This is a genomic window from Thalassotalea sediminis, from assembly GCF_030295915.1.
Taxonomy (GTDB): domain Bacteria; phylum Pseudomonadota; class Gammaproteobacteria; order Enterobacterales; family Alteromonadaceae; genus Thalassotalea_C; species Thalassotalea_C sediminis.
Map to the genome: position 1 here is coordinate 803,822 of NZ_AP027361.1, position 25,413 is coordinate 829,234.

General features: G+C 39.4%; 25 protein-coding genes. 20 read left to right on the top strand and 5 right to left on the bottom strand.

Features of this window, described 5'->3' with window-relative positions; all coding sequences use genetic code 11:
• Positions 1 to 16 precede the first annotated feature (16 nt).
• The 8 genes from pilW to QUE09_RS03670 all read left to right on the top strand — a co-directional run bounded on the left by pilW (position 17) and on the right by QUE09_RS03670 (position 9,211).
• Positions 17 to 1,222, top strand: a complete 1,206-nt coding sequence (pilW, locus tag QUE09_RS03635) for a type IV pilus biogenesis/stability protein PilW (RefSeq protein ID WP_286234849.1) — start codon at positions 17 to 19, stop codon at positions 1,220 to 1,222.
• A 9-nt stretch (positions 1,223 to 1,231) separates the two neighbouring features.
• The gene (locus QUE09_RS03640; RefSeq protein WP_286234850.1) at positions 1,232 to 2,251 is read left to right on the top strand and encodes a RodZ domain-containing protein; all 1,020 of its coding nucleotides are present in this window, start codon (positions 1,232 to 1,234) and stop codon (positions 2,249 to 2,251) included.
• 11 nt (positions 2,252 to 2,262) lie between these two features.
• Positions 2,263 to 3,384, top strand: a complete 1,122-nt coding sequence (gene ispG / locus QUE09_RS03645; protein ID WP_286234851.1) for a flavodoxin-dependent (E)-4-hydroxy-3-methylbut-2-enyl-diphosphate synthase — start codon at positions 2,263 to 2,265, stop codon at positions 3,382 to 3,384.
• 84 nt (positions 3,385 to 3,468) lie between these two features.
• On the top strand, positions 3,469 to 4,743 hold the full coding sequence (gene hisS / locus QUE09_RS03650) for a histidine--tRNA ligase (protein WP_286234852.1): 1,275 nt from the start codon (positions 3,469 to 3,471) through the stop codon (positions 4,741 to 4,743).
• Positions 4,744 to 4,753: 10 nt separating this feature from the next.
• Positions 4,754 to 5,392 carry a YfgM family protein gene (locus tag QUE09_RS03655; protein ID WP_286234853.1) on the top strand — a complete coding sequence of 213 codons (639 nt, stop codon included), beginning with the start codon at positions 4,754 to 4,756 and terminating at the stop codon, positions 5,390 to 5,392.
• Positions 5,393 to 5,431: 39 nt separating this feature from the next.
• Positions 5,432 to 6,634, top strand: coding sequence for an outer membrane protein assembly factor BamB (bamB, locus tag QUE09_RS03660; protein WP_286234854.1), 1,203 nt, complete (start codon positions 5,432 to 5,434; stop codon positions 6,632 to 6,634).
• A gap of 87 nt (positions 6,635 to 6,721) precedes the next feature.
• On the top strand, positions 6,722 to 8,170 hold the full coding sequence (der, locus tag QUE09_RS03665) for a ribosome biogenesis GTPase Der (protein WP_286234856.1): 1,449 nt from the start codon (positions 6,722 to 6,724) through the stop codon (positions 8,168 to 8,170).
• Between the two features lie 357 nt (positions 8,171 to 8,527).
• The gene (locus QUE09_RS03670) at positions 8,528 to 9,211 is read left to right on the top strand and encodes a PilZ domain-containing protein (protein WP_286234857.1); all 684 of its coding nucleotides are present in this window, start codon (positions 8,528 to 8,530) and stop codon (positions 9,209 to 9,211) included.
• Between the two features lie 5 nt (positions 9,212 to 9,216).
• Here the strand turns inward: QUE09_RS03670 and xseA are convergent, their stop codons facing one another.
• Positions 9,217 to 10,551, bottom strand: coding sequence for an exodeoxyribonuclease VII large subunit (gene xseA / locus QUE09_RS03675; RefSeq protein ID WP_286234858.1), 1,335 nt, complete (start codon positions 10,549 to 10,551; stop codon positions 9,217 to 9,219).
• A gap of 152 nt (positions 10,552 to 10,703) precedes the next feature.
• Between xseA and guaB the strand changes: the two genes are divergently transcribed.
• The 9 genes from guaB (at position 10,704) to QUE09_RS03720 (ending at position 17,954) form a co-directional block, all read left to right on the top strand.
• On the top strand, positions 10,704 to 12,176 hold the full coding sequence (guaB, locus tag QUE09_RS03680) for an IMP dehydrogenase (protein WP_286234859.1): 1,473 nt from the start codon (positions 10,704 to 10,706) through the stop codon (positions 12,174 to 12,176).
• 129 nt (positions 12,177 to 12,305) lie between these two features.
• The gene (gene guaA, locus QUE09_RS03685; protein WP_286234860.1) at positions 12,306 to 13,883 is read left to right on the top strand and encodes a glutamine-hydrolyzing GMP synthase; all 1,578 of its coding nucleotides are present in this window, start codon (positions 12,306 to 12,308) and stop codon (positions 13,881 to 13,883) included.
• Positions 13,884 to 14,121: 238 nt separating this feature from the next.
• Complete coding sequence (locus QUE09_RS03690) at positions 14,122 to 14,625, top strand: type II secretion system protein (RefSeq protein WP_286234861.1); 504 nt, start codon at positions 14,122 to 14,124, stop codon at positions 14,623 to 14,625.
• Between the two features lie 452 nt (positions 14,626 to 15,077).
• A complete protein-coding gene (locus QUE09_RS03695) occupies positions 15,078 to 15,944 on the top strand; it encodes a tetratricopeptide repeat protein (protein WP_286234862.1) in 867 nt (288 codons plus the stop codon).
• Positions 15,945 to 16,082: 138 nt separating this feature from the next.
• Entirely contained in the window at positions 16,083 to 16,604 is a 522-nt protein-coding gene (locus QUE09_RS03700; protein ID WP_286234863.1) for a GNAT family N-acetyltransferase, read from the top strand.
• Positions 16,605 to 16,673: 69 nt separating this feature from the next.
• Positions 16,674 to 16,847 (top strand): hypothetical protein, encoded by a 174-nt coding sequence (locus QUE09_RS03705; protein WP_286234864.1) that lies wholly within the window; start codon positions 16,674 to 16,676, stop codon positions 16,845 to 16,847.
• Between the two features lie 161 nt (positions 16,848 to 17,008).
• Entirely contained in the window at positions 17,009 to 17,356 is a 348-nt protein-coding gene (locus QUE09_RS03710; RefSeq protein ID WP_286235876.1) for a RidA family protein, read from the top strand.
• A gap of 14 nt (positions 17,357 to 17,370) precedes the next feature.
• Positions 17,371 to 17,571, top strand: coding sequence for a DUF4177 domain-containing protein (locus tag QUE09_RS03715; protein ID WP_286234865.1), 201 nt, complete (start codon positions 17,371 to 17,373; stop codon positions 17,569 to 17,571).
• A 128-nt stretch (positions 17,572 to 17,699) separates the two neighbouring features.
• The gene (locus QUE09_RS03720; RefSeq protein ID WP_286234866.1) at positions 17,700 to 17,954 is read left to right on the top strand and encodes a hypothetical protein; all 255 of its coding nucleotides are present in this window, start codon (positions 17,700 to 17,702) and stop codon (positions 17,952 to 17,954) included.
• Between the two features lie 151 nt (positions 17,955 to 18,105).
• Here the strand turns inward: QUE09_RS03720 and QUE09_RS03725 are convergent, their stop codons facing one another.
• Both QUE09_RS03725 and QUE09_RS03730 read right to left on the bottom strand, forming a co-directional pair.
• Positions 18,106 to 19,500, bottom strand: coding sequence for a 5-methyltetrahydrofolate--homocysteine methyltransferase (locus QUE09_RS03725; RefSeq protein WP_286234867.1), 1,395 nt, complete (start codon positions 19,498 to 19,500; stop codon positions 18,106 to 18,108).
• 37 nt (positions 19,501 to 19,537) lie between these two features.
• Positions 19,538 to 21,958, bottom strand: a complete 2,421-nt coding sequence (locus QUE09_RS03730) for a TonB-dependent receptor (RefSeq protein ID WP_286234868.1) — start codon at positions 21,956 to 21,958, stop codon at positions 19,538 to 19,540.
• Between the two features lie 283 nt (positions 21,959 to 22,241).
• Between QUE09_RS03730 and QUE09_RS03735 the strand changes: the two genes are divergently transcribed.
• Positions 22,242 to 22,715, top strand: coding sequence for a Fur family transcriptional regulator (locus QUE09_RS03735; protein ID WP_286234869.1), 474 nt, complete (start codon positions 22,242 to 22,244; stop codon positions 22,713 to 22,715).
• Positions 22,716 to 22,727: 12 nt separating this feature from the next.
• The gene (locus tag QUE09_RS03740) at positions 22,728 to 23,123 is read left to right on the top strand and encodes a MerC domain-containing protein (RefSeq protein WP_286234870.1); all 396 of its coding nucleotides are present in this window, start codon (positions 22,728 to 22,730) and stop codon (positions 23,121 to 23,123) included.
• A gap of 331 nt (positions 23,124 to 23,454) precedes the next feature.
• Here the strand turns inward: QUE09_RS03740 and QUE09_RS03745 are convergent, their stop codons facing one another.
• Entirely contained in the window at positions 23,455 to 23,943 is a 489-nt protein-coding gene (locus QUE09_RS03745) for an FKBP-type peptidyl-prolyl cis-trans isomerase (RefSeq protein ID WP_286234871.1), read from the bottom strand.
• A 21-nt stretch (positions 23,944 to 23,964) separates the two neighbouring features.
• The gene (gene ygfZ, locus QUE09_RS03750) at positions 23,965 to 24,912 is read right to left on the bottom strand and encodes a tRNA-modifying protein YgfZ (protein ID WP_286234872.1); all 948 of its coding nucleotides are present in this window, start codon (positions 24,910 to 24,912) and stop codon (positions 23,965 to 23,967) included.
• A gap of 246 nt (positions 24,913 to 25,158) precedes the next feature.
• On the opposite strand from ygfZ, the gene QUE09_RS03755 reads away from it, so the two are divergent.
• On the top strand, positions 25,159 to 25,410 hold the full coding sequence (locus QUE09_RS03755; RefSeq protein WP_286234873.1) for an FAD assembly factor SdhE: 252 nt from the start codon (positions 25,159 to 25,161) through the stop codon (positions 25,408 to 25,410).
• Positions 25,411 to 25,413 lie beyond the last annotated feature (3 nt).

Sequence of the window (25,413 nt, forward strand, 5' to 3'; positions counted from 1 at the left end):
ACTTGTGTCGGTATCCATGGATAAGTTTCTGAATAAGGTAACCCTATTATTGTGTTGCTTAGGTTTGGCGGGCTGTGTCACGCAAACCTACGAAAACGATAATCACACGCCAGTTGTGCAAAACGAATCTTCAAACAATGAAATCGCCATGACGCGTATTTCGTTGGGCTTGGGTTATTTGAAAATGGGGAATACAACGCAGGCTAAGTTAAATCTAGAAAAAGCAAAGCGTTCGGCTCCTCATTTAGTACAAGTTCATACTGCCTTTGCTCATTATTATGATACGGTCGGTGAACCAGAATTAGCGACGCAAGCCTATGAAAAAGCGTTATCTATCAAGGGGGATGATCCTGATACGCTGAATAATTATGGTGTTTTTCTTTGTAAGCAAGAAAAATACGAGCTTGCCGAGAAGCAGATGTTAAAGGCTATTGCGGTACCTAGTTATTTGCTAGTGGCACAAAGTTATGAAAACTTAGCATTATGTCAATTGGATGCTGACGCATTTGATAAAGCAGAGCACTACTTAAGCAAGTCTATTCAACATAGTCCAAGTAATGCGACAGCAATTCTACACATGATGCGTTTACAATATGCAAAGAAAAACTATGTTTCAGCGCAGCAGTATTTAAAGCGATATGAGAAAGCAACACGCAGGTTTTTACCAGAAGCGTTAGCATTAGCTTATAAAATATATAGTAAGCAAGGTAAGACGAAGGTCGCCAAAAATTACGCAAGTATGCTGGTAAAAATGTTCCCTAATTCTTTTCAAGCAAGAGCATTTCTTTTGAATGATTTAGCCAGTATAGAGGCCGATGTTTTAGCCAAAAGATATGCAGCGACTCAGCAAACTCAGGTAGTTACAAAAAAGAAAAAGCGTTTCGTCAAGTTGTCGCCTAAAACGACAACAGCCAATAAGAAAACTACATTGAATACTGCAAGTAATTTGAATACGAATACCGCTACATCAGCGCCTGAGAATACAAAGAATGGTAATGCTCCAACGCAAAACTCAGCAAGTAAAGTGACGCAGCAAATAGACAGTAATACCAAACAAGCGAGTGAAGTTTTAACGCATACGGTAGCAAAAGGCGATACATTATTTTCCATCTCTATGCTGTACAATGTCCATATGAAAGCGATAGAACGTTGGAATAATATTTCTCGAAATCAACCTATAAAAATAGGTGATGTAATTATGGTCGCCGCTCCTAAGAAGTAACAATTAACAATGACGAACATGACACAACACGAAAAAGTGGAAGAAATCACTGAAGAACATTCAAAGATAGGCCCTGGCCAAATGCTTGCACAAGCCCGTGAAAAAATGGGTTTGAGTCAACACGATGTTGCGGAACGATTAAACTTTCGTACCGTCTTGGTAAGTAATCTTGAACAGGATATTTATGACGGCTCTTTACCACCTACTTTTAACCGAGGCTACTTAAAAAGCTATGCTAAGCTTGTCGATGTTTCCGTAACAGATGTATTGGCAAGTTATGAAGCCTTAAATGTGGTTGTAAAACAGAGTGCGCAAATGCAAAGCTTTTCTAAGGAAACTGAAAAGCAAGCTGAAAATAGTCGTCTCATGTGGCTAACCTACATTATATTAGCCGCCTTAGTAGGATCAAGTATTGTATGGTGGGTACAAGATGCGAAGCAGAGTCAAAAAACAACGGTTTTAGACGAGTCTTCCGTTTCGAAAAATGATAGTAACACCGAGAAAACACCGGTAACGGAACAATCGTTACCTTTGAACAGCTCTGATAGTGTAACTGGTAATCAAGAAAACAATGATAACATTGCACCACTAGCAGAGACGCTCAAAAAGACGACGGCGCATGTAAATAACAAAGATGTTAATGCCAACCAAGAAAGTGTAGCACCTAATGCATCAGAGCAGACAGAGGGTAAGGCTGAAGCGATAACATCTGTAGTAACAAGTAACGAGCCTGATAAAGCGTTAATTGAGGACACTGTTGATGTGGTACTAACATCTGCTCAGTTTACTTTTTCTGGAGATTGCTGGGTTAATATTTATGACGCAACAGGTGAACGCGTAGCATGGGGTATAAAAAAAACAGGCTATGTAATGAATATTTCGGGTCAAGCGCCGTTTAAAGTAACACTGGGTAAACCTGAACTTGTAGCTATTTCTTTTCAGGGGGACAATATTGATATGTCGCAATTTTCACGTGGCAATATTGCCAAGTTCACCTTGCCACTCGATGCAGAAGATCAAGCAGAGTAAACGAATCTATTATGTTTAAAGAATCTCCAATTATACGTCGAAAGTCACGTCAAATTATGGTTGGCAATGTCCCTGTGGGAGGGAATGCTCCCATCGCTGTTCAATCCATGACCAACACATTAACCACTGATGTTTCAGCTACGGTTAAACAAATTAAAGCACTTGAAGCCGTTGGGGCAGATATTGTTCGTGTCAGTGTGCCAACAATGGATGCTGCTGAAGCTTTCAAAGAAATTAAAAAGCAGGTTTCTGTGCCATTAGTCACGGATATTCATTTTGATTATCGTATCGCTTTAAAAGTTGCAGAATATGGTGCAGATTGCTTGCGTATTAACCCCGGCAACATAGGCCGTGAAGATCGCGTACGTGCGGTTGTTGAATCTGCGCGTGATAAAGGGATCCCAATCCGAATCGGCGTCAATGGTGGCTCGTTGGAAAAAGACATTCAAGAAAAATATACAGAGCCTACCGCAGAAGCATTGTTGGAATCGGCAATGCGGCATGTTGATATTCTCGATCGCTTAAACTTTCATGATTTTAAAGTAAGTGTTAAGGCTTCTGATGTATTTTTAGCGGTTGGTTCTTATCGACTTTTAGCTAAGCAAATTGATAACCCTTTACATCTTGGTATTACTGAAGCCGGAGGTTTACGTTCTGGTGCAGTGAAATCTTCTGTTGGCTTGGGTTTGTTGCTGTCTGAAGGTATTGGTGACACATTACGTGTTTCGCTTGCGGCTGATCCTGTTGAAGAGGTTAAAGTTGGTTTTGATATTTTAAAGTCGTTAAAGCTTCGTAGCCGAGGCATTAACTTTATTGCTTGCCCAAGCTGTTCAAGACAAGAATTTGATGTAATTAGTACGGTAAATGAACTCGAACAGCGTGTAGAAGATATTATGACGCCAATGGATGTTTCAATTATTGGTTGTATCGTAAATGGACCAGGTGAGGCAACAGTTTCCGATTTAGGCCTAACAGGTAGCAGTAAAAAAAGTGGCTATTACTTAGACGGTATACGCCAAAAAGAGCGTTTTGATAATGATAATTTGGTTGATCAATTAGAACAACGAATTCGTGCGAAAGCTAAGTTGATGGATCAAGCAAATAAAATTGACATTAAAGAAATCGACAAATAGGTACAGCAGTTTACGTTTATCGCTAAACTGCCTATAATGCGCGCTGCATTTTTACATTTCTATAAGCAAAAGAGAGCCTTCTAGGTGAGTAAAACAATTCAGGCTGTTCGTGGGATGAACGACTGCCTTCCTTCAGAAACCAATATTTGGCAAATGGTTGAGTCAGTATTACGTCGTGTGGCTAGTAATTATGGCTTTGCTGAAATCCGCATGCCTATTGTGGAGTCAACCGCGCTTTTTAAACGTTCTATTGGTGAAGTTACCGATATCGTCGAAAAAGAAATGTACACCTTTGATGATCGCAACGGTGATAGCCTAACACTGCGACCAGAAGGCACAGCTTGTTGCGTAAGAGCAGGAAACCAACATGGCCTTTTATATAATCAAGAGCAAAGATTATGGTATATGGGCCCAATGTTTCGTCATGAACGTCCACAAAAAGGCCGCTATCGTCAGTTCCATCAATTTGGTCTTGAAGCCTTTGGTATCGCAACACCTGACATCGACGCAGAAGTTATTTCGCTAACTTATCGACTTTGGAAGGAACTTGGCATCAATGAGTTTGTCACACTAGAGTTGAATTCATTAGGTTCGAATGAAGAACGTGCCGCTTATCGTGATGCTTTGGTCGAATTCTTAACGAAGAAAGAAGATATGCTTGACGACGATTCAAAACGTCGTATGCATACGAATCCATTACGTGTGCTAGACAGTAAAAACCCTGAGGTACAAAAAGCCTTAGTGGGAGCGCCTAAATTAGTAGATTATTTTGGTGAGGAATCTAAAGCGCATTTTGCTGGTGTATGCGAACGCTTAGACGCAGCAGGTATAAGTTATGTGCTGAATGACAAGTTAGTTCGTGGTTTAGATTACTACAATCGAACGGTTTTTGAATGGACAACAGAAAGTCTAGGAGCGCAAGGTACCGTTTGTGCAGGTGGTCGTTATGATGGTTTAGTTGAACAACTAGGCGGAAAAGCTACACCAGGCTTTGGTTTTGCATTAGGTATTGAACGTTTAGTGTTAATGCTAACTAGCTTAGACAAAGTGAACAATGTTAGACCACAGGTCGATGCATATGTTATCAGTTTAGGTGATGGCGTCGACATAAAAGCATCTAGTCTTGCTGAACAGTGGCGAGATGCGGTTCCACATACGCGAATTCAAACGCATTGTGGTGGTGGTAACATGAAGAAACAAATAAAGCGTGCAGATAAATCTGGCGCGCAAGTTGCGCTAATATTGGGTGAAGATGAACTTGCACAGCAGCAAGTCACCGTAAAATATTTGCGTGGCCAACAAGAACAACAACAAATGGCATTTGAACAAGTGCCAGCGTTATTAAAAAGCTTATTTTAAAGGAATCGTTGTGGATATAAATCAAACAGAAGAACAACAAGTTGAACAACTTAAGAAAATTTGGAATGAATACGGTAATGCTATTATTGCAGGTTTAGTGCTCGGTTTTGCTGGTTTTATCGGCTTCGGTTATTACAAAGATAGCAAATTAAATCAAGAACTTGCAGTTTCTGAAAATTTCCAAAAAGTCATTGCACTCGTTGAAGACGGTGATGAAGCGTTTCAATCACGTGGTCAAGCTTTTATCAAAAATAATGCAGGTACCAATTATGCGAGCTTAACGGCACTTGCATTAGCTAAAGATTCAGCTGAGCACAAAGATTGGGCGCAAGTTGAAACGTATTTAAATCAAGCGATTGAAAATACGACTGATAAAGGAATTAAGTCGTTAGCAAAACTACGTTTAGCTCGAGTGCAAATTGAGACTAAGCAAATAGAATTAGCGCTAAATACCTTGAGTGGTGAATTTCCGGCGGCTTTTACTGCTGAATTAGAAGAAATTAAAGGTGATGCATACTTACTCAATGGCGATAAAGATAACGCAAGAACCGCTTATCAAGCGGCGTTAGATGCGAGTGCTGCGGGTACAACGCCAGTGTTACAAATGAAGTATGATAACCTTGCAGAACCTATTGTTCTTACAAAATAATCCTCTATCAAGAAACGTGCGATAAAAACGGAGCCATTGGTGCTAAAAATAACAAACGTATTACCACATAAAACATTGCTACTTAGCTGTTTATTAACAGGTCTTATGGCATGTTCTTCTACCGAAGATGAGATTGATCCGAATGAACCGGTAGAGTTAACAGAAATCACTGAAAAATTTGAAGTTAATGTAGTTTGGGAAGACAGTATTAGCGGTGTAGATAAATACTTTTCACGCATTAAGCCCTTTATTGCTTATGAGAAGCTATATAATGCGAGCCGTGAAGGTGAAGTTTATGCGTTAGATCCTGCAACCGGTAAAGAATTATGGCGTACTGACCTTCGTGAGAAAGGGGATGGCGGTTTTTTCTCTAGTAAACCAACAGCCTATTTAAATGGTGGTCCAACGGCAGCTATTAATAAAGTGTTTATTGGTAGCGAGAATGGTGATGTTTATGCACTGGATGCGGAAACGGGTGAACTAAGCTGGCAAAGTAAAGTAAAAGGTGAAGTATTAGCTGCCCCAGGCTTTGATGCCGGTGTATTGGTTGTTAATACGGCTGCAGGTATTGTTAAAGCATTTAATGCTTCTACTGGCGAAGATATGTGGAGTATTGAGCAAGATGTACCACCATTAACACTTCGGGGGACAAGTTCTCCAGCTGTTGCTGCCGGCGGTGCAATTATTGGATCACCTAATGGAAGTTTGACTGTTTATATTATTGAAAATGGTCAACAAGGTTGGACGTCAGAAATCGGCGAAGCAACAGGCTCAACAGAATTAGAGCGTGTCGTTGATATTGATTCCACACCAATCATCTATGGTGACAAGGCTTATACAATTGCTTCTCGTGGTAACTTAGCAGCAGTTGATTTGAGAAGCGGTCGTGTTTTATGGAAACGTCAGTACTCTTCATATCGTAAACTTACTATCAGTGGTAACACAATATACCTTACCGACGTTAAAGGTCATGTATATGCCATTGACCGTATTAATGGTACAGAAAAGTGGAGTCAGCTTTCGTTAACTAATCGTAATGTGACAGGGCCTGCTGAAATCGACAAATACATTGTTGTTGGCGATTTTGAAGGATACTTACATTGGTTAGATAAAGATACAGGTGATATTGTCGCTCGTCATCATGTTGATGGTAGTGGTATATATGCGACGCCTACAACAGATGGCAACATGCTTTATGTTCAGTCTAGAGATGGTGATTTGCAGGCGATTAAAACGCCTTAGTTTAGCGATTAAGTGCTAATATTAAAGCGGCTCTGCATAACGTGCAGGGCCGCTGTTGTTTATTAAATAGATAATTTTGAGGTAATCATGCTTCCTGTTGTTGCGCTTGTAGGGCGTCCAAATGTTGGAAAATCAACCTTGTTTAATCGGCTTACGCGCAGTCGTGATGCACTTGTTGCAGACTATCCTGGTTTAACGCGTGACAGGCAATATGGTCAGGCACATGTTGACGACCATGCGTTTATTGTTATTGATACCGGCGGTATTCATGGCGATGAAGAGGGTATAGATGCCTTAATGGCTGAACAATCATTGATGGCTGTAGAAGAAGCTGATGCGGTGCTATTTATGGTAGATGCACGAGCGGGATTAACTTCTGCTGATCAAGGTTTAGCTGATTATCTGCGTAAACAAAATAAAAAAGTTTTTTTAGTTGCAAATAAGATTGATGGTATCGATGCAGACTCTGCAGTCGCTGAATTTTATCAGTTAGCCTTAGGTGACGTGCATCAAATTGCTGCGGCACATGGGCGTGGTGTAACGCAGTTATTAACTTTAGCTTTAGCACCGCATATAGAAACAATAGGTAGTGACCTCGACCATGACGAAACTGATGAGGCGTTATCTGAAGAGGCATTAATAGCCCAAGCCCCTGAAGAAACTGACGCAATAAAGTTGGCGATCATCGGTAAACCTAATGTTGGTAAATCTACGCTGACAAATCGTATTTTAGGTGAAGAGCGGGTTGTAGTTTACGACATGCCAGGAACAACACGTGATAGTGTTTATATTCCGATGGAGCGCAATGGCCGTGAATACACGTTAATCGATACTGCGGGAATACGACGTCGAAAAAATGTGACTGACGTGGTTGAAAAGTACTCCGTGATTAAAACACTTCGTGCGATTGAAGATGCGAATGTTTGTTTGTTGATAATTGATGCACAAGAAGGAATATCTGACCAAGACCTTAGTTTACTTGGTTTTATACTTGAAGCAGGGCGTTCTTTAGTTGTTGCGGTTAACAAATGGGATGGCTTGGACGAAAGCGTTAAAGATCGCATTCATAAAGAACTCGATCGTCGACTAGGCTTTATTGATTTTGCGCGTATTCATTTTATTTCTGCGTTACACGGTACTGGTGTTGGACATTTATATGAGTCGGTTGAAGAAGCTTTTATTTCTGCAACAAAACGCGTTTCAACATCTATGGTCACTAAAATATTAGACATGGCTGTTTTTGATCATCAGCCGCCGATGCATAATGGTCGTCGTATTCGTCTTAAGTATGCGCATGCCGGTGGTTATAACCCACCCATTATTGTGGTGCATGGTAATCAAGCAAAACATCTGCCTAAATCTTATAAGCGCTATTTAATGAACTATTATCGTAAGTCATTAAAGATAATGGGGACACCAATAAAAATCGAGTTTAGAGAAACGTCAAACCCATTCGCGGGTAAGAAAAAACTATCATTTACTGAACAAAAGAAACTTGCGCGTAAAACTCAAGGTTACAAAAGTTCAGAAGATTAAGGTCTGTTGAACTTTCGCGTTTATTTTTGCAGCAGTTTATTGGTATTTAGACAAGACATTGCGATTAATATGTGGTTATTCCACATGAAAAAGTAATAACGACGTATAAATGACAAAAAACGCTGCCCTTTGGGTTCAGCTAAACGTTATTTCTTCATCGTTGTTCGCAATTTACATGGAATAACCATGCAACATTGCTCACGCCTTGAACAAAAAGCGTTTAGTTCGAACAAAATTTAATTTCAAAAGATCAACAGACCCTAATGTGGTTAAATATTGTTTCTTAATGCTAATACGTTGCATTGCAACGTATTTTTAGCTAATTTTAATCACAGTACTTATTTAACCGTAATTAAAATGCCATCGTCGCCAACGAAGATAGAAACAGTAGAACGTCTAAATCGGAACTTAGGATTGTTACAGGCAGGGTCGTCGGTAACGATAGATATAGCCACACCTGCGGGTCAAAAGGGTAAGTTTCGTACTATTTTTGTTGGTTACCTACCAAAAAAATACGTTCTTGTGCAATTTCCGGAACAAAGTAAACTCGGTTCGTTTAGTCAATTTTTAACCCAAGGGGTATCGGTAACGGTTAGAGGATTGATAGAAGGCCACGAAGGTTCTGTTGCGGCATTTATTAGTACTGTCAAACAAACACTACAAATTCCTTCAAAATTAATGGTGCTTGAGTTTCCCCGTTCTTTGAGTGTGCAAAGTTTACGTAGATCTATTCGTATTGACACCGAAATTGAATCTAAGGTTTTTGTTGATAGCAACTATTGGCAGGGGTTGATAACTGATTTGTCTTTATCCGGATGTCAATTGCTTATAGAGAACGGTGAAAAACTCAATATGGTGTCTAACAAAACGATCGAGATCATTATTGAGGATTTTTTGGATCTTAGTAATATTAAGCTGCCCGGAAAAATGTGCAGTATCAAGCCAGTGCTCAATGGCGTTTCTATAGGTGTGCGTTTTGACGATAACACCCGCGACGATATCATTAAACTGTTACACCACGTTATTACCTTAGAAGTTTAAGTGTTTTATTGGCCTGATGTATTTAATACTTTGGCATTTATATTTCCATCTGCAACTTGAATGTTAATAGTGTCGTTTTCATTGACCTGTGTTATCGATTTTACAATACTCAATTCATTTCTTGTCACACTGTAACCTCGTGCAATGGTTGCTAACGGACTAACAAGCTGAAGCTGTTCTAGCGTGCTGACAAATGCTTGTTGTTTGTTTTCATGCTGCTTTTTTATTGCATCCATTAGTCGAAGGTGTAACGCCTTTGTTGCTTCTTGTTTATGTGCTAAATCAAAATGTAGCGGTATTTTATGTATACGCTGTGTTAATAGTTGCTGAGGTACTGCGAGTATGTTGAGCTTGTTTTGTTGTGCATTGGTAAGGCGACCAATGAGATCATCTGCACGCTGTTGCTGTGTTATTATGTATTGTTCTGGATGCATGCGGCGTAATCTATGTTGCAAATTCGACAATAAACTGTGGTGTTTTTCACTGCTATTCGTGAACTGTCTTAGCATCCTAAGTTCTAATTGTTTTGTTTTATCGATAATGTCCAATATGTTTGTAGAAGCGAGTTCTGCAGCAGCAGAAGGCGTCGCAGCGCGAAGATCTGCAACATAATCCGCTAAAGTGGTATCAATTTCATGGCCAACTGCACTGATGATCGGTATCGTGCTTTGGTAAATGGCATCAACAACAAGTTCCTCATTAAATGGCCATAAATCTTCTAATGAGCCTCCACCACGACCAACAATTAGGACATCACATTCCTGACGTTTATTTGCTTCAGTAATGGCTGTAACAATATCGAATTTCGCTTCCTGCCCTTGGACTAATGCTGGATAAATAATGATGTTTGTTTGCGGGCTTCTTCGTTGTAGCACTGACAATATGTCTTTGATAGCTGCTCCGGTAGGGGATGTTACGACGCCGATTGTATTGATAGTGCTAGGTAACGCTTGTTTGTGTTGTTGAGAGAAATATCCTTTTGCACTTAGTTTCGCTTTTAGTTTGTCATATTCCTGTTGTAAGAGTCCCGCACCTGCATCATCCATTTGATCAATAATAAGTTGAAAGTCACCGCGAGGTTCATATAAGGAAACACGAGCACGAACGAGCACTTGTTGTCCATTAGCAGGTTTAATTTTTACTTTGCTATTGTTGCTTTTAAACATTGCACAGCGTACTTGGGCTTTGCTGTCTTTTAACGTTAAATACCAATGACCAGAACTAGCAGCGATAAAGTTAGATATTTCGCCGGTTAGCCAAACAGTATTCATTTCACTTTCGAGTATGTATTTTACTTTCTTTGTTAATTCGCTGACTTTTAGAATAAATTGCTGGCTCATAAAGGCTCAAAATCATGTTATGAATTTTTTATAGCTGCCATTATAAATTTTTATTGGAAATAGTAAAAATTAAGTTTACCTCAAGGGGGAAAACGGTTAAAATTCTGCCGCAATATTTCCTCCCTAGCCACTTTTATTAGAGAGATGTTGCGATGCTACGAATTGCTCAAGAAGCACTAACTTTTGATGATGTTCTACTTGTACCTGCCCACTCAAAGGTACTGCCCCATACGGCCGAATTGAAAACCAAATTAACACGAAAAATTGAATTAAATGTACCTATGGTATCGGCATCTATGGATACGGTAACTGAAGCACGTTTAGCGATCACGCTTGCTCAAGAAGGGGGGCTAGGTTTTGTTCATAAAAACATGACTATAGCAGAACAAGCTAAAAATGTTTCAATGGTGAAAAAATACGAAAGTGGAATTGTGACTGACCCCGTGACAGTAAGCCCAACAGCATCTATAGAATCTGTCATGATGCTAGCTGATGAATTAGGATTTTCTGGCTTTCCTGTTGTTGATAATACAAATAATCTTGTGGGTATCGTTACTGGCCGTGATTTACGATTTGAAACAGACTTATCAAAACCTGTTTCAGCTTTGATGACTGGCAAGGAACGTCTCGTCACCGTGAAAGAGGGAGCGAAGCGCGAAGAAATTCTAGGATTAATGCATGAGCATCGTATTGAAAAAATATTAATGGTAGACGATGCCTTTAAATTAACGGGCTTGATCACGGTAAAGGATTATCAAAAAGCAGAGAGCAAACCGAATGCTTGTAAAGATGAATTAGGGCGATTGCGTGTTGGCGCAGCAGTCGGTGTTGGTGCTGGTACAGATGAACGTATTGATGCACTTGTTGCCGCGGGAGTGGATGTATTACTGATAGATACTTCACATGGCCACTCGCAAGGAGTGCTTGATCGTGTTAAAGCAACACGCGCTAAATACCCTGATCTACAAATCGTTGCGGGTAATGTGGCAACAGGCGACGGTGCTAAAGCTTTAGTAGATGCAGGCGTTGATGCTGTTAAAGTGGGCATTGGTCCAGGCTCTATTTGTACTACACGCATTGTAACGGGTGTAGGTGTACCGCAACTTACCGCAATCTCTAATGCCGTAGATGCTATTAAAGGGACAGGAGTGCCGGTTATTGCTGATGGTGGTATTCGTTTTTCAGGTGATATAGCAAAAGCATTAGTAGCTGGAGCTCATTGTGTCATGGTTGGTAGCATGTTCGCGGGTACAGAGGAGTCGCCAGGCGAAGTAGAGCTATATCAAGGCCGTTATTACAAATCTTACCGTGGAATGGGATCTTTAGGAGCTATGTCTCAAAAAGAAGGCTCTAGTGATCGTTACTTCCAAAAATCTGACGGTGAAGCTGATAAATTAGTACCAGAAGGTATTGAAGGTCGTGTTGCGTATAAAGGTCCAGTGGCGGCAATTATCCATCAACAAATGGGCGGTTTACGTTCTTCAATGGGCTTAACAGGCTCCGCTACAATAGAAGAAATGCGCACTAAACCACAATTTATGAAAATAACGGCTGCGGGCATGGGGGAATCTCATGTACATGATGTTGCTATTACCAAGGAAGCGCCTAACTATAGAATGGGCTAATTGAATAAACGTTTAGTTACGACTTTGCTAAAGGCGTTAATATTCTAGACTATGATTATTCTTAAATAGATTTTTACAGGCTGATTTTCGAATCAGCCTGTTATTTTTAAACTTATAAAAGGTTTTGATATGACCAAAGATATCCATGATTCTCGAGTACTAATTTTAGATTTTGGTTCTCAATATACACAATTAATCGCTCGTCGTGTTCGTGAAATTGGTGTTTATTGTGAGCTATGGGCTTGGGATGTTACTGAAGAGCAAATTAAAGAATTCAACCCAAGCGGCATTATTTTAGCAGGTGGTCCAGAGTCGGTAACTGAACTGAACTCACCTCGAGCACCTGAATATGTATTTAATGCCGGTGTACCCGTTTTTGGTATTTGCTATGGCATGCAAACAATGGCAGAACAATTAGGCGGTGGTGTTCAAGGCTCCGAACACAAAGAGTTTGGTTACGCCGCTGTTGAAGTTATTGCTGAATCTAATTTGTTTAAAAATATTGAAGATCGTATCGGTAACAATGGTAAAGCGCTTTTAGATGTTTGGATGAGTCATGGTGACAAAGTATCTGCAATTCCACCAAGCTTTAAAACTATTGCGCAAACACCGAGTTGTAAATATGCCGCGATGGCAAATGAAGAAAAGCAATTCTACGGCGTACAATTCCACCCAGAAGTAACCCATACCAAACAAGGTATGCGTATTTTAGAACATTTTATTCTAGATATCTGTGGTTGTGAGAAGTTATGGACACCAAGCTCAATTATTGAAGATGCGATTGAAAAAATAAAAGAGCAAGTAGGTGATGATGAAGTTGTTCTTGGCTTATCTGGTGGTGTTGATTCATCTGTTGTTGCCATGTTAATACACCGTGCTATTGGCGATAAGTTAACATGTGTATTTGTTGATAATGGTTTACTTCGTTTAAACGAAGGACAACAAGTGATGGACATGTTTGGCGATCACTTCGGGTTAAATATTTTACACATTAATGCTGAAGATCGATTTTTAAATCGATTAAAAGGTGAAGCTGATCCAGAAGCTAAACGTAAAATTATTGGAAACGTTTTTGTTGAAGTTTTTGATGAAGAAGCAAGTAAATTGGCCAATGCTAAATGGTTAGCGCAAGGCACCATTTACCCAGACGTTATTGAATCTGCAGCATCAAAAACAGGTAAAGCGCATGTGATTAAGTCTCATCATAATGTCGGTGGTTTACCTGAAGATATGGAATTAGGATTAGTCGAGCCATTACGAGAGCTATTCAAAGATGAAGTACGTAAAATTGGTTTAGAGTTAGGTTTACCGTATGACATGCTTTATCGCCACCCGTTCCCTGGTCCAGGTTTAGGTGTACGCATTCTTGGTGAAGTAAAGAAAGAATATGCTGATCTACTACGTCGTGCTGATGCGATATTTATTGAAGAATTACATAAACACGATTTGTATAATAAAGTGAGCCAGGCATTTACTGTGTTCTTACCTGTACGTTCAGTTGGTGTAATGGGTGATGGTCGTAAGTATGACTGGGTAGTTAGTTTACGCGCAGTTGAAACGATTGACTTTATGACCGCACACTGGGCACATTTACCTTATGATTTCTTAGGGTTAGTTTCTAACCGTATTATCAATGAAATTGATGGGATATCACGTGTCGTTTATGATATTTCAGGCAAACCACCTGCCACTATTGAGTGGGAATAAATGCATTAAACGTTAATTCGTGATAATTGATACGTTTCAAAAACCAGCGATTTATCGCTGGTTTTTTTATTGTTAACTCTAAACCATCTCCTGTGTAGGTGGTGATTGTGCAGTGGGAGCTTTGCCTGTAAATCTTAACATTACTTTGTTAATCAAGAAGTAATGAGAATCTTTTATTGCAGACTGCTTGTCTATCAATTAATGTATTGGCGTTAAAATTAATTGAAGTGAATCTAACGTGAAAAATAATAATAAAGGGTTTACTCTTATTGAGTTGGTAGTTGTTATCGTAATTTTAGGTATCTTGGCAGTTACGGCTGCACCTAAATTTGTTGATTTGGCAGAAGATGCAGACGAGGCGGTATTTACTAGTATTGCTGCATCATTTAAAAGCGGTGTTGAACAAGTTCATCTTGCTTGGCTAATCCGAGGTAATAATCAAGCCGTGCAAGATTTCATCCCCATTTCAGATCCTATAGCTGGTGGAGACTTAAGCGTTAATAGTGCAGGATATCCTGCCGATACTCGAGGTGTAAGCCTAACGCTAAACAGTGAAAATGATTGCTTAGATGTTTGGCGAGCGGTCTTAGATTCTCAAGATGCTCTGGTTGCTGGCAATAGTAACAGTGATTTTGAAGCGACTTATAATGGCGGTAATGCCTGCACATTTACTTATACGAAAAGGCCCTCGTTAACAGTAGATTATGACTCTACAACTGGCTTGGTAATCTTGAATAACTAAAGTATTGCTTAAGAGGCCGCTTTAGGGCTTCTTACATTTACTTGTTAAAGCTGTAGTTAAAACAAACAGTATACATTTTTTGTTAGTTTAGCGTAGTGGTGAACTTAGTTTATCTCGGTTATGTATGCGTAAATATGTTTTACATTACTTTGTTTTAATGTATTGCTGGTACTTTGATTAACGGGCTTTTCTCTGTAATTGTTGAGGGAAATGATAAAGCCTTTGATCTCTCTACATATCTCGTTATCATACATTAGCTCATACGCGTTTAATTATTGCCAAGCAGTGTATTAATGTAGACAAATTGATAATTCGTTTCTTGAACGGTGATTTATGCCCTGTTTTATCGGGAAAATTTAGTTACCATATACGTTTGCTAGGCATTATCGTGACCGTTTTTGAAAGCAGTTACGATGTTTTTCACCATACTAGTTCGGAGCTAATATAATCCAATGCGCTTATTACCTATAATTTTTCATCTATTAATATCATGCTTTATATTATCTGGTGTTGTGTTTGCTCAAGAGGCGGAGTCGATTGATAAAAAAATTAATGAGTTAGACAAACCTTTGTATAACCCTTTTATTGAACGGTATATGCTTGATGAATTAAAAATGTTGCGCCAAGAACAACAAGCGTTAAAAGCTGAACTTATTGATAAGGTGGCAAATGCGAAATTAGAATCATCTGATCGCGCTTTACGATACACCGCAGATACAACGAATAATATTTTTTATATTATTACTGCTGCTGCTTCAATTTTAGTTTTGTTGGGGTGGAAATCGATTAATGATATTAAAGTGCATATGGAATCTAGCACGACAAAAAGAATTGAAAAGCTTACGTTAGAATATGAAAAACGACTCAACGCCTTGGAAGATACAATTAAAGAGCGTTCAAACCAAATTGTAAGTGCACAAAAAGAATTATCCGATAGCAATTTAGTGCACTCGCTTTGGATGCGGGCAGGTCTAGAAAAAAGTGATCAAGAGAAGCTGAATATCTATGATCAAATATTAGAACTTAGTCCCAATGATGTTGAAGCCTTAACCTATAAAGCCGATATATTACTTGATATGAATGATGACTCTTGGGCTATTTCACTGGTTAATCAAGCGTTAGATATAGATAGTGAATACGCTTTTGCTTACTGGCAGCGAGCATGTGCTAAGGCAAAATTAGATCAGAAGAATGAAGCAATAGAAGATATTAAAAGAGCTATCGATATTTCCGCGCCTTTACGAGAAGAATTAATGGGTGAAATCTATTTTGAAAGCTTAAAAGGTGATGATGACTTTATTGCACTTGCAGAGACTTAAATAACCTTAAGAATAGTCAAATAGCTATGCTATAGGTTTAGTTAAAAGGGGTTAATTTTGCGAGAAAATACATTGAGTACTTTTATTTTAGGTTATGTACTCGTACATGCAGCGAGCTAGTTAACGCTTGTAGCCTCTATGATCACTTTAAGACCTTTTAAAAAATCCGATATTGATGAACTTGTATCATATTTAAATGATCCTCAGGTAACTCAATATATTACTGACGCGATTCCAAAACCATATAAAGCCGAAGATGCAAACGAATGGGTTACTTATGCGCAATCCTCCCAACTTACTCTAGCCATTGAGTACCATGGTGGATTTGTTGGCTGTATTTCAGCAGAGCGTGGTGCGTTTGAATATCTCTCTAGTGCTGAACTTGGGTATTGGATCGCTAGGAAATATTGGCGACTAGGTATAGCAACGATCGCTATTAAAGACTTTAGTGATTACATTTTTCGTACTACAGATATCAACAGGTTACATGTATCGGTTGTAACGGAAAATATTGCCTCTAGTAGAGTGCTTGAGAAAAATGGCTTTAAGTTTGAAGGTAAACGCAGGCAAGTTTCCCAAAAAAATAATCAATTCTATGATGAAGATATTTGGGCATTGCTTAGATCAGAATATCAACAAAACACTATGCATCAGAAATAGACACTTATTGCATTTCGCTTATTAAAAGTGCTATGGTTTTCTCTAAAGTGAATAACAAATGGAAGTGTAATGTCTAAAACACTAAAAAGTGGTTATCTGTTCATCGCCAGTGGCATTTTGTTTTTGATTGCAGGCTTATTAAATGATCAATTGTCATTTTATGGCGTAGCGTTGATGTTCGCTGTTTTAGGTGCTGTTACTATTGCTAAGCAAAAGTATCCTTCAAAGCCATCAAAAGATTAACTCATTCCGGTTGTCCTCAGTATTAACTTACAACATTTATGCTGCTTTATAGCTATTGCTTAGTGCTTTAAATAATAAGCAATAAGCGTATTGTTATGTTCATTGTATTGCTGAACGGCTATTATATTTTGCACTTCTCAGATAAATTACACTTTGTAACTATGATAGAAAGAATTGAAACGGGCTCTCGTATGAGCCGCATTGTAAAGCACAATGGTACGATTTATTTATGTGGTCAGGTTTGTAAAGATGCGAGCGAAGATATTACTGGCCAAACGAAAACAATGCTCGAGAAAGTCGAGGCGTTATTGAATCAAGCAGGTAGTTCAAAAGAACATATGCTTTCAGCAACGGTTTACTTAAAAACAATGGATGACTTTACCCAAATGAACGCAGTTTGGGATGCATGGGTGCCTGAAGGGCATGCACCTGCTAGAGCTTGTGTTCAGGCTCCAATGGCGCGTGATGCCTTGCTCGTTGAAGTGTCAGTCATAGCTGCTGAATGTTAAGTGGTGAATGAGATATGTCACCAACTTGGGAATATAAAACGTTAAGGTTTGATAAAAAACAGTTTGTCTCTGGTAGGTTAGATTTATCACTGCTTGATGAAAAATTAAATGCTTATGGCGAAATGGGGTGGGAGCTAGTCAATCTTGATACTAATTCAACACTATTTGGCAATGATATTGCTGCTATTGCGGTGTTTAAACGGCTAAAGGCTTGATTAAACTGTAATTAAAATCAATGGATTAAGTTCTTGGTAAAATTATCTACTCTTTTTTTGTAATAAGTGAAGCGATGTTTAGACTATGTTAACTGTTAACTCATTATTCGCTGATAAGGAGAGTAATAATGTTGGAATTAATATTAAATCTAGATATTGCAGTAGTATTTGTTGTTGTGTTTTTTATTGGCATGTATTTGTTTGAACGTCGTAATTTATTATCTAGTGAATGGCTAGGGCTAAACAAATATTCTTCATTTTTAGACCAAGAAAGGACAGCAAAAAACCAAGAAATATTACAATTAAAGCAACGCATTGAAACCTTAGAGAAGTTAATTACAGATCCACAAGAGCAGTTAAAAAGAAAAATTGATGCGCTTTAGGAGCGTTAATAAAACAGCACTATTACCATTGATAAACGTTAATTAATTCTTTTATATCAATATTAAAAGATCTATCGCCAGTTGGTTAGGAAGCGATAGATCTCGTAAAGTTTTAAGCGAGTGGTTTGTGTTTTAAACTTCCAATTATATCCTAATGGTGCTCGTGATCTGATTCAGACTCTTCTGCAATCCCTAACCAAGCAATTTTGGCGGGTGAAAAACCAAGTTCAATATCGCCTTCGATTTCCATATCATCTAAATGAATTTGTAAGATGTGCTGTGCAAAAGGATCTGCAACATAAGCAAAGTGATCATTTTGAGCAACTGTCATACTAAATGACATGCCTTCAGGCATTGCCGTGATGTCTTCTTGTGAAATATCGATTTGTCCGGCAACTTCCCATTCCGCGTGACCGTCATGATCATGCTGTGTAAGAATTGTTAGGTAACCTTGGTTATCTAAAATCAGGAAGTGTTCACCATTAAAAGAAAATGCATAGGAAATAGGGGATGCATTTTCCATTGGTTGCCAGTCGAGTTGTTCCATTTCGCCATCTTCAGGGTGTATGGTCACTAAAATTGCTTCGCCGCCGCCATGTGCTGAAGCGACACCAATGAAAGACTCATTTGCTTCGTGACCATAAACAGAACCTATTCTTAAACTACCCAATTCAGCAATGTTGGCTACTTTCTCTGCTTCATATTCGTCGTTATGTTGGTGAGCGACTAACACACCGTCGCTACACCCAAACACAACCACTTCACTATTTTGTGCCGCACCGTGTAAATCTGGGCAAGTAATATCTAATGTTTGTTCTAGCTCATATTCGCCTTCGTGTAAGTGGTAAACACCCACCTGATCTGGTAGTACTTTTGCATTTGAGGTGCTTTCGCTGTCATCTCGGCGAATTGTTGATAGCAGATGCTCACCTCTAGGTTCGGCAACACCATGCATATTCATCGTGTATTGAATTCCGGGAAGCGCCATGGTTTCTGTACTGATATCGTTATCAGTAATTACCTGCACAGCGGCTGCAGTGCCTGTTGTAGCATCACCATCGTAAAATACCGCCATTTGCCCATCGTGGTTGACGATATGTGTCGGCCGACTGTTGCTGACTAACTCATAATTACTCATGACAGGCTCTTGTTGGTAATCATGTAAATGATCGCCGTGATTTTCGCGCCATAAGCCACTATCAATGAAGCCAACATAATCTTGAGCGCGACTGTTGATAACGGCGTAGCGGTAGCCAGCCGATGCTTTTAGTGTGTTTGAGTCATGTGTTAATGAAAAAGACTCTAGTAAATCACCATTATCTAGATCAAAAACTACTGCTTCAGCGCTTTCACCAGACAATACGGCTAGTCGCCCCATCGATTCGATAGTATAGCCATCATCACCGTGGTCGTGATCATCATGATTATCGACATCTTCTACTATAGGGTCTTTTTCGACGATATTCGTTTCAGCATCGCCACAACCTGTTAATAATATTCCGCCAATGGCGACGGCAAGTAAATTGAATTGAAATGTTGTTGTCATTCTTTTTTCCTTAAATGCTTTTTATTGTATAAATGAATTAGAAGTAGCCTTTAATACCGAGAGCAATACTGCGGCCAGGGCGAGGTGCTATGTCTTTTAAAAATGAACTGTGGACTCTGGCTTCTGTGTCGGTAAGGTTTGAACCTTTTAAATACACGGCAATATCTTGATTTAATACTGAAAAATCATAAGAGATACTGGCATCTAAAAGGGTGTAACCGTCTGTGGTGGTTTCAAATGCACTAATTTTGTCTTGTTCTTGATAACGTGTAATATCCAAGTGAGCGCTTAGTCGATCATTTTGGTAGCTAAATTGTGTGCCAAATCTAAGTGGCGGTGTGCGAGGTAGGTCTCCACCATTTTGTCGTCGTGCACGAACGTAGTCTGAAAATAGCGTCGCTTTAAACGCGTTGCTGACCTGCCAAGCAACTTGCGCTTCAAAGCCGTGTAAAATAACGTCATCAGTTTGGAAGATATATACTGGTAGCTCTCCAGTGTGTTCGTCGTGAGCGTGGTCACCTTCATCATCATGATCATGGCCGTCTTCAGCAAATAACCCAGTGGCAGTTTGATAATAGTAATTGTCTACTTTGTTATAGAAGAGGTTAAATATAAAACCTGCATCGCCCTGTGTTTTACGTAAGGTCAGATCTACATTATTGGCAGTTTCAAGGTCGATAGTATTTTCTGTTAAACCTATATGTGCTGTATTATCGTCGTGGTGTAAAGCGAATAGGGCACCAACTTCATAACTGCGTGTACCAATATGTGGTCCAAATGATAATAATTCAGAGGCAGATGGTGCACGTTCAGAGCGTGAAACTGACAGGCCAATATTGTAACCAGGCGTAAAATCCCATACTAAACCCGCTGACAAGCTTACTGGCGTAAATTCATGATCAACTGAGAATACTCGTGTAATTTCAGTTTTTTCCTCACTGTGATCATGGTCGTGATCATGATCATGCTCGTCTTCTTCCTCGTGCTCATGTGCTGCAAGCATTGGCAATAACACGTCATTTGCAGTTAACGTGACTCGCTCAACTCGTGCGCCTAATTGCAATAGTACATTTCCATAGTGCTTTTCTTCCATTAGCGCCAGCGCCACTGTTTTTGCTTCAGATGGCGGGGTAAATGCTTCATCACCTTGCGCTGTAACTTCACTGTTTTTGTAATGAAAACTAATGCCACCGTTCCAGTCATTAAAAGGGCGGTGCAACAGATCAACTTTTAACTCTTGGCTTTTGTTTTCAAATAAGGTGCCGGTTACGCCATGTTCAATTTCAGCGTGTTGATAATCGGTAAAGCCACCGCGTAAATTAATTTTGTTTAACCAGCTATCTTGAATGTTAAATTCACCTAGTAGTTGTACACGGGTTTGCTCAAGATCTGCGTATACGTTCTCTTCTTCAGCACTTTCCTCTTCACCACCATGGCTGTGGCCTGGAATGCCATATTCACGATTAAATTGTTCAACAGCGAAGCCAAAATAACCGTTATCAAATAGATAACTGGCTCCTACTGTAAAACCATTGGATTCTTCAGCGCTATTTTTCACTACTAGTGCGTGATGATCTTCTTCATCTTCATGAACGTCGTGTTCAAGTTCGGGTTTAACAGGGACTTTATAATCTTCAGATTCACGCCAATAACCATCGGCATAAAAGGCGAAAGATTCAGTACCTGTAGTTGCATTGAAAGAGGCGAGTTTACTGTCGTCTACCGAATCTTTTTCGATTAACCATTCGCCACGCGTACTGCTATCTTTTGGTACGCGGTTATCGACAACGTTAACAACACCACCAACTGCACCACTTCCATAAAAGAGCGTTGCGGGTCCTCTCAGAACTTCAATTTGTTGTGCCGTAGACGCTTCAGACGCAACAGAGTGGTCAGGACCAACTCTTGATACATCGCTTACATCTAATCCATTTTGTGCAATTAATACTCGTGGGCCGCTTAACCCTCGGATAACTGGTGTACTTGCAACGTTTGCGTGAAAATTTGTATGAACACCAGCTATTTTTTCAAGGCTATCGCCGAGCGTCGCAGCTTGTTGGCGACGCAGTGTTTCACCTGCTAATACACTGACGGGTGCCGCTGACTCCATTGTTGACATGTGAATGGGCGTTGCTTGAACATCAATAACTTCAATGGGTGAGCGGGTGAGGGTAATCGTTAATTGATTTTGGTTACTGTCTGATACAGTGACATGTTTGGTGATATGTGAAAAACCTGCCGCAGAAATGTGGAATTCATTATCACCGGTATTTAAATCGCGAAAAATGAATCGACCATATTTGTCTGTTCGCTGTTTACCTATGCCTTCCACTTCAACGGTGGCACCAGCGACGGCTTTACCTGCTTTATTTAACACAATGCCTTGAACAGACTGTGCTAATACGCTGGTAGGTAGAAGTACTGATAACAGTGCTGCAACCTTGGATAAATTATGCATTTATAACTCCATAAAGATTATATTGTTTTATTTTTAAATTGTTATGTTATAACATTTAGTGTGGTTATGTTATAACATAACAAAATCAAAAGGAATATCTGATCGGAAAGTTTTTATCGCAGTAAACGTTTTACGTTTGTTGTGATGCGTTCACTAAGGTTTTTACTGTTTAAATTAGATAAGCCTATGTACCGCATTGCACCGTTATCAATGTAATAAGGTTGCGTTCTACTTTCTAAGGTGCAGGTAAACATGGAATTAAACTGTATTTAGAGTAATAGAAATGAATCAAGTTAAGGTAGATGCTGTGATTAACGCAGCAAGAGATGTTTGCAAACATTCCTATAAAGGGTTGACGAAAAACCGGCAAAGGGTACTTGAAATTTTGTTAATGCAAGAGCAACCAATTTCCGCATATGAAATTAGAGATAAAACACATGAGACTATTGGACTCTCACTACGTGCAATGTCTGTGTATCGAGCGTTAGAGTTTTTAGAATCGATGAAATTGGCACATCGAGTGAATGCAGCTAATAAGTACCTTGCTTGTAAAAGTTTGTCAGCAAAATGCCAGCATCAATCATCACTGTTCTTAATTTGTAAATCCTGCCAGAGAACGGCAGAGATAGAGGCACCGAACAACATCATTCAGTCATTTTATCAACATATTGAAGCCGCTGATTTTTTAGCCAAAGGTAGCCAGTTAGAAGTCATTACATTGTGCAACCATTGTAAACAAGCAATGCATACCCTATAGCGAGGAAAAATTTTGATTAAACTTCAGTATATGAGTGACAAAGCAGCAATAGGTGTATCCCTTTTATGCGTAATTCACTGTTTGGTTTTACCCATCGCTATGATTTTAATACCGCCGTTAGCAGGGTTGTCATTACTAAAGAGTGAATCCTTTCATCTTTGGCTAGTTGGTGCAGTTGTGCCTGTTAGCTTATTAGCGCTTTTTTTCGGCTATCAGCACCATCGAAAAATTCAAGTTTTTGTTGGCGCGTTTATTGGCTTGCTTATCTTGCTGGTAGCCGCTTATTTGGGGCACGAAATTCTTGGTGATTTAACCGAAGTGTGTCTGACCGTCTTTGGCTCATGTGTTATCGCATTTAGTCATTACTGGAATTATCAACTACGTCGAGACCACCTTAGCTCAGCTTGATAGAGGGTAGTTTAATATGAAATGTGAGCGTTTGTGTCGATGTCGAAACGTGTCTTTTATAGCAATTGGCTCTTTATTTTCTTTTTGATTCGATGAAGATATCCTTTAACGGTACCGTGGCTGATGAGCAAATACTGTGCTATTCACGGTGGTTCAGCCTTGCCAATAATACTGTAGATTACGGTTCTATATAACTACTTAATATAATGTCGATTTCTCCATGGCTTGAAAATATAAAACGCCCGATAAAGTTGATCAGGCGTTTTAGTAAATAAGTGCTAACCTATTTTAGGACAACACAATATCAGGGAGAGTCATTAATGTATAAACATTAATGTTGATGGCCACAACCACCTTCGCTATGAACATGACCATGTTCAAGTTCTTCGGCTGTTGCTTCACGTACTTCGATAATTTCAACGTCAAATTTTAGATCTATACCAGCGAGTGGATGATTACCATCTACGGTAATTTCTTCATCTTGAACATCGATAACAATAACGGTTTGTTCGCCTTCGTCTGTTGTAGCGCGTAGTTGTGTGCCTACGTCTAAATCTTCAATGCCTTGGAAAAGAGACTTAGGTACGGTTTGAACAAAACCATCGTGACGTTCACCATAAGCATTTTCTGCTGCCACTTCTACTTCAAATTTATCACCTGCTTTGTGATCTGTAAGCGCTTCTTCTAAACCAGGTATTAAATACCCGGTGCCATGAATTACAGCTAATGGCTGGTGATCATAAGAACTGTCGATAAGGGTGTCTTCGCTGTCAGAAACGGCGTAATGCAGAATGACCACTTTATTAGGGGCAATTTTCATAATAATTCCTAGAGTTGAAGGTTATTGGTTTTCAAGTGTATATGGCAGAGCCATTAAAGATAATACGCATGCTTGAGGGGATTTAAGTCGCAGATTTGTTTGTTCTTCTGTATCACTAGCTAATATAGCTTGAACGTATAGCTCACCCGTATCGGCAGTATAATGGCTGATCACATCACCAGCTTTTCGCCAGTTTTCACCAAGTTGCTTTTCAATTGCAATATGCTCAGGTTGCTCATGTACTTCACCTTTTAATGTAAACATGGCTTTCTTATTTCTGCCTAAATATTGCATACGGGCAACAGTTTCTTGCCCTAGGTAACAACCTTTAGTAAAGCTAATGCCGTTAATTGCCTGCATATTTAACATTTGTGGTACATACTCTTGTTCAGTATTTTTAAGCAAAGGAATACCGTTGGTAATTTCTAATAAACTCCACACCTCAGAAGATACTGCCGGCAAATCAAGTGCTAAGATAAGCGCAGATACATCGTCAGATTTACCTGCGACGATATACCTAGGTGACTTACTGGCAATATAAAGTATTGAAAGCTGGTCATTGCTAACAACTGGACAAGATTCATCAGGTAAAGACGTGCAATGCTTAGCTAGGCTGTCTGTTGCCTTTTGACCACAAACCGCGGTAAAGCTTAATGGCGATTTTTCTATTGTGACTTTAGCAAAAACACCAAACTTTTGAAGTTCTTTTAGAGAACTGGCTAATGTTTCTGCCGGCTGTAATAACAGTAGGGATTGTTGATGTTCAAACAAGCGAAAACATGAAAGTACTTTTCCTTTTGCTGTGCAATGAGCACCGTAAAGCAACTTGGCATTGGGTAACGTCTCTACATCACAAGTTACTTGCCCTTGTAAGTACTTTACTTGCTCTTCACCCGATAGTGAGATTGCCTGTACTTGCGTTAATGGAATTGTGAAAGTATGTGGTAAAGCAGTTAAACTTGGTTTCATATGCGCTGTAATAACCGTGATAGTAATTGAACAATGGAATACCCTAATGATGACATAGATGGGGACATTTGTATAAGAAGCAAGTGAGTATTGGGGGATTTTGTGACCGTTTACATTTGCTTTGAAAATTAAAGGCTAAAAACGTTGTGCTATTTAATTGATATGGCTAAAAATAGAAATGCGGCTATAGATGTTAATACGGTGATTTTGCTACAATGGCTTTAGTGTATTTTTAGGATTGATAAAATGTCAGAACCTGTAAACAAAGCGCGGCTAAAATGGGCATGCCGTCGTGGTATGCTAGAATTAGATGTGTTGTTTATGCCTTTTGTTGACGAAGCATACGACGAACTTTCAGAACCAAATAAACGAATTTTTGAACGCTTACTTACCTGCCAAGATCCAGAGTTGTTTGCGTGGTTTATGGGGCACGAGGAATGTGAAGACCCACAACTTAACGAAATGGTGCAATTTATACTTAGTCGAGTCAAAGTATAGGTT

What these genes read in the sequence shown, in the direction of transcription:
- pilW (WP_286234849.1), top strand. Translation starts at nt 17, where the DNA reads ATGGATAAGTTTCTGAATAAGGTAACCCTATTATTGTGTTGCTTAGGT.
- QUE09_RS03640 (WP_286234850.1), top strand. Translation starts at nt 1,232, where the DNA reads ATGACGAACATGACACAACACGAAAAAGTGGAAGAAATCACTGAAGAA.
- ispG (WP_286234851.1), top strand. Translation starts at nt 2,263, where the DNA reads ATGTTTAAAGAATCTCCAATTATACGTCGAAAGTCACGTCAAATTATG.
- der (WP_286234856.1), top strand. Translation starts at nt 6,722, where the DNA reads ATGCTTCCTGTTGTTGCGCTTGTAGGGCGTCCAAATGTTGGAAAATCA.
- QUE09_RS03670 (WP_286234857.1), top strand. Translation starts at nt 8,528, where the DNA reads ATGCCATCGTCGCCAACGAAGATAGAAACAGTAGAACGTCTAAATCGG.
- xseA (WP_286234858.1), bottom strand. Translation starts at nt 10,551, where the DNA reads ATGAGCCAGCAATTTATTCTAAAAGTCAGCGAATTAACAAAGAAAGTA.
- guaB (WP_286234859.1), top strand. Translation starts at nt 10,704, where the DNA reads ATGCTACGAATTGCTCAAGAAGCACTAACTTTTGATGATGTTCTACTT.
- guaA (WP_286234860.1), top strand. Translation starts at nt 12,306, where the DNA reads ATGACCAAAGATATCCATGATTCTCGAGTACTAATTTTAGATTTTGGT.
- QUE09_RS03695 (WP_286234862.1), top strand. Translation starts at nt 15,078, where the DNA reads ATGCGCTTATTACCTATAATTTTTCATCTATTAATATCATGCTTTATA.
- QUE09_RS03700 (WP_286234863.1), top strand. Translation starts at nt 16,083, where the DNA reads ATGATCACTTTAAGACCTTTTAAAAAATCCGATATTGATGAACTTGTA.
- QUE09_RS03705 (WP_286234864.1), top strand. Translation starts at nt 16,674, where the DNA reads ATGTCTAAAACACTAAAAAGTGGTTATCTGTTCATCGCCAGTGGCATT.
- QUE09_RS03710 (WP_286235876.1), top strand. Translation starts at nt 17,009, where the DNA reads ATGATAGAAAGAATTGAAACGGGCTCTCGTATGAGCCGCATTGTAAAG.
- QUE09_RS03715 (WP_286234865.1), top strand. Translation starts at nt 17,371, where the DNA reads ATGTCACCAACTTGGGAATATAAAACGTTAAGGTTTGATAAAAAACAG.
- QUE09_RS03720 (WP_286234866.1), top strand. Translation starts at nt 17,700, where the DNA reads ATGTTGGAATTAATATTAAATCTAGATATTGCAGTAGTATTTGTTGTT.
- QUE09_RS03725 (WP_286234867.1), bottom strand. Translation starts at nt 19,500, where the DNA reads ATGACAACAACATTTCAATTCAATTTACTTGCCGTCGCCATTGGCGGA.
- QUE09_RS03730 (WP_286234868.1), bottom strand. Translation starts at nt 21,958, where the DNA reads ATGCATAATTTATCCAAGGTTGCAGCACTGTTATCAGTACTTCTACCT.
- QUE09_RS03735 (WP_286234869.1), top strand. Translation starts at nt 22,242, where the DNA reads ATGAATCAAGTTAAGGTAGATGCTGTGATTAACGCAGCAAGAGATGTT.
- QUE09_RS03745 (WP_286234871.1), bottom strand. Translation starts at nt 23,943, where the DNA reads ATGAAAATTGCCCCTAATAAAGTGGTCATTCTGCATTACGCCGTTTCT.
- ygfZ (WP_286234872.1), bottom strand. Translation starts at nt 24,912, where the DNA reads ATGAAACCAAGTTTAACTGCTTTACCACATACTTTCACAATTCCATTA.
- QUE09_RS03755 (WP_286234873.1), top strand. Translation starts at nt 25,159, where the DNA reads ATGTCAGAACCTGTAAACAAAGCGCGGCTAAAATGGGCATGCCGTCGT.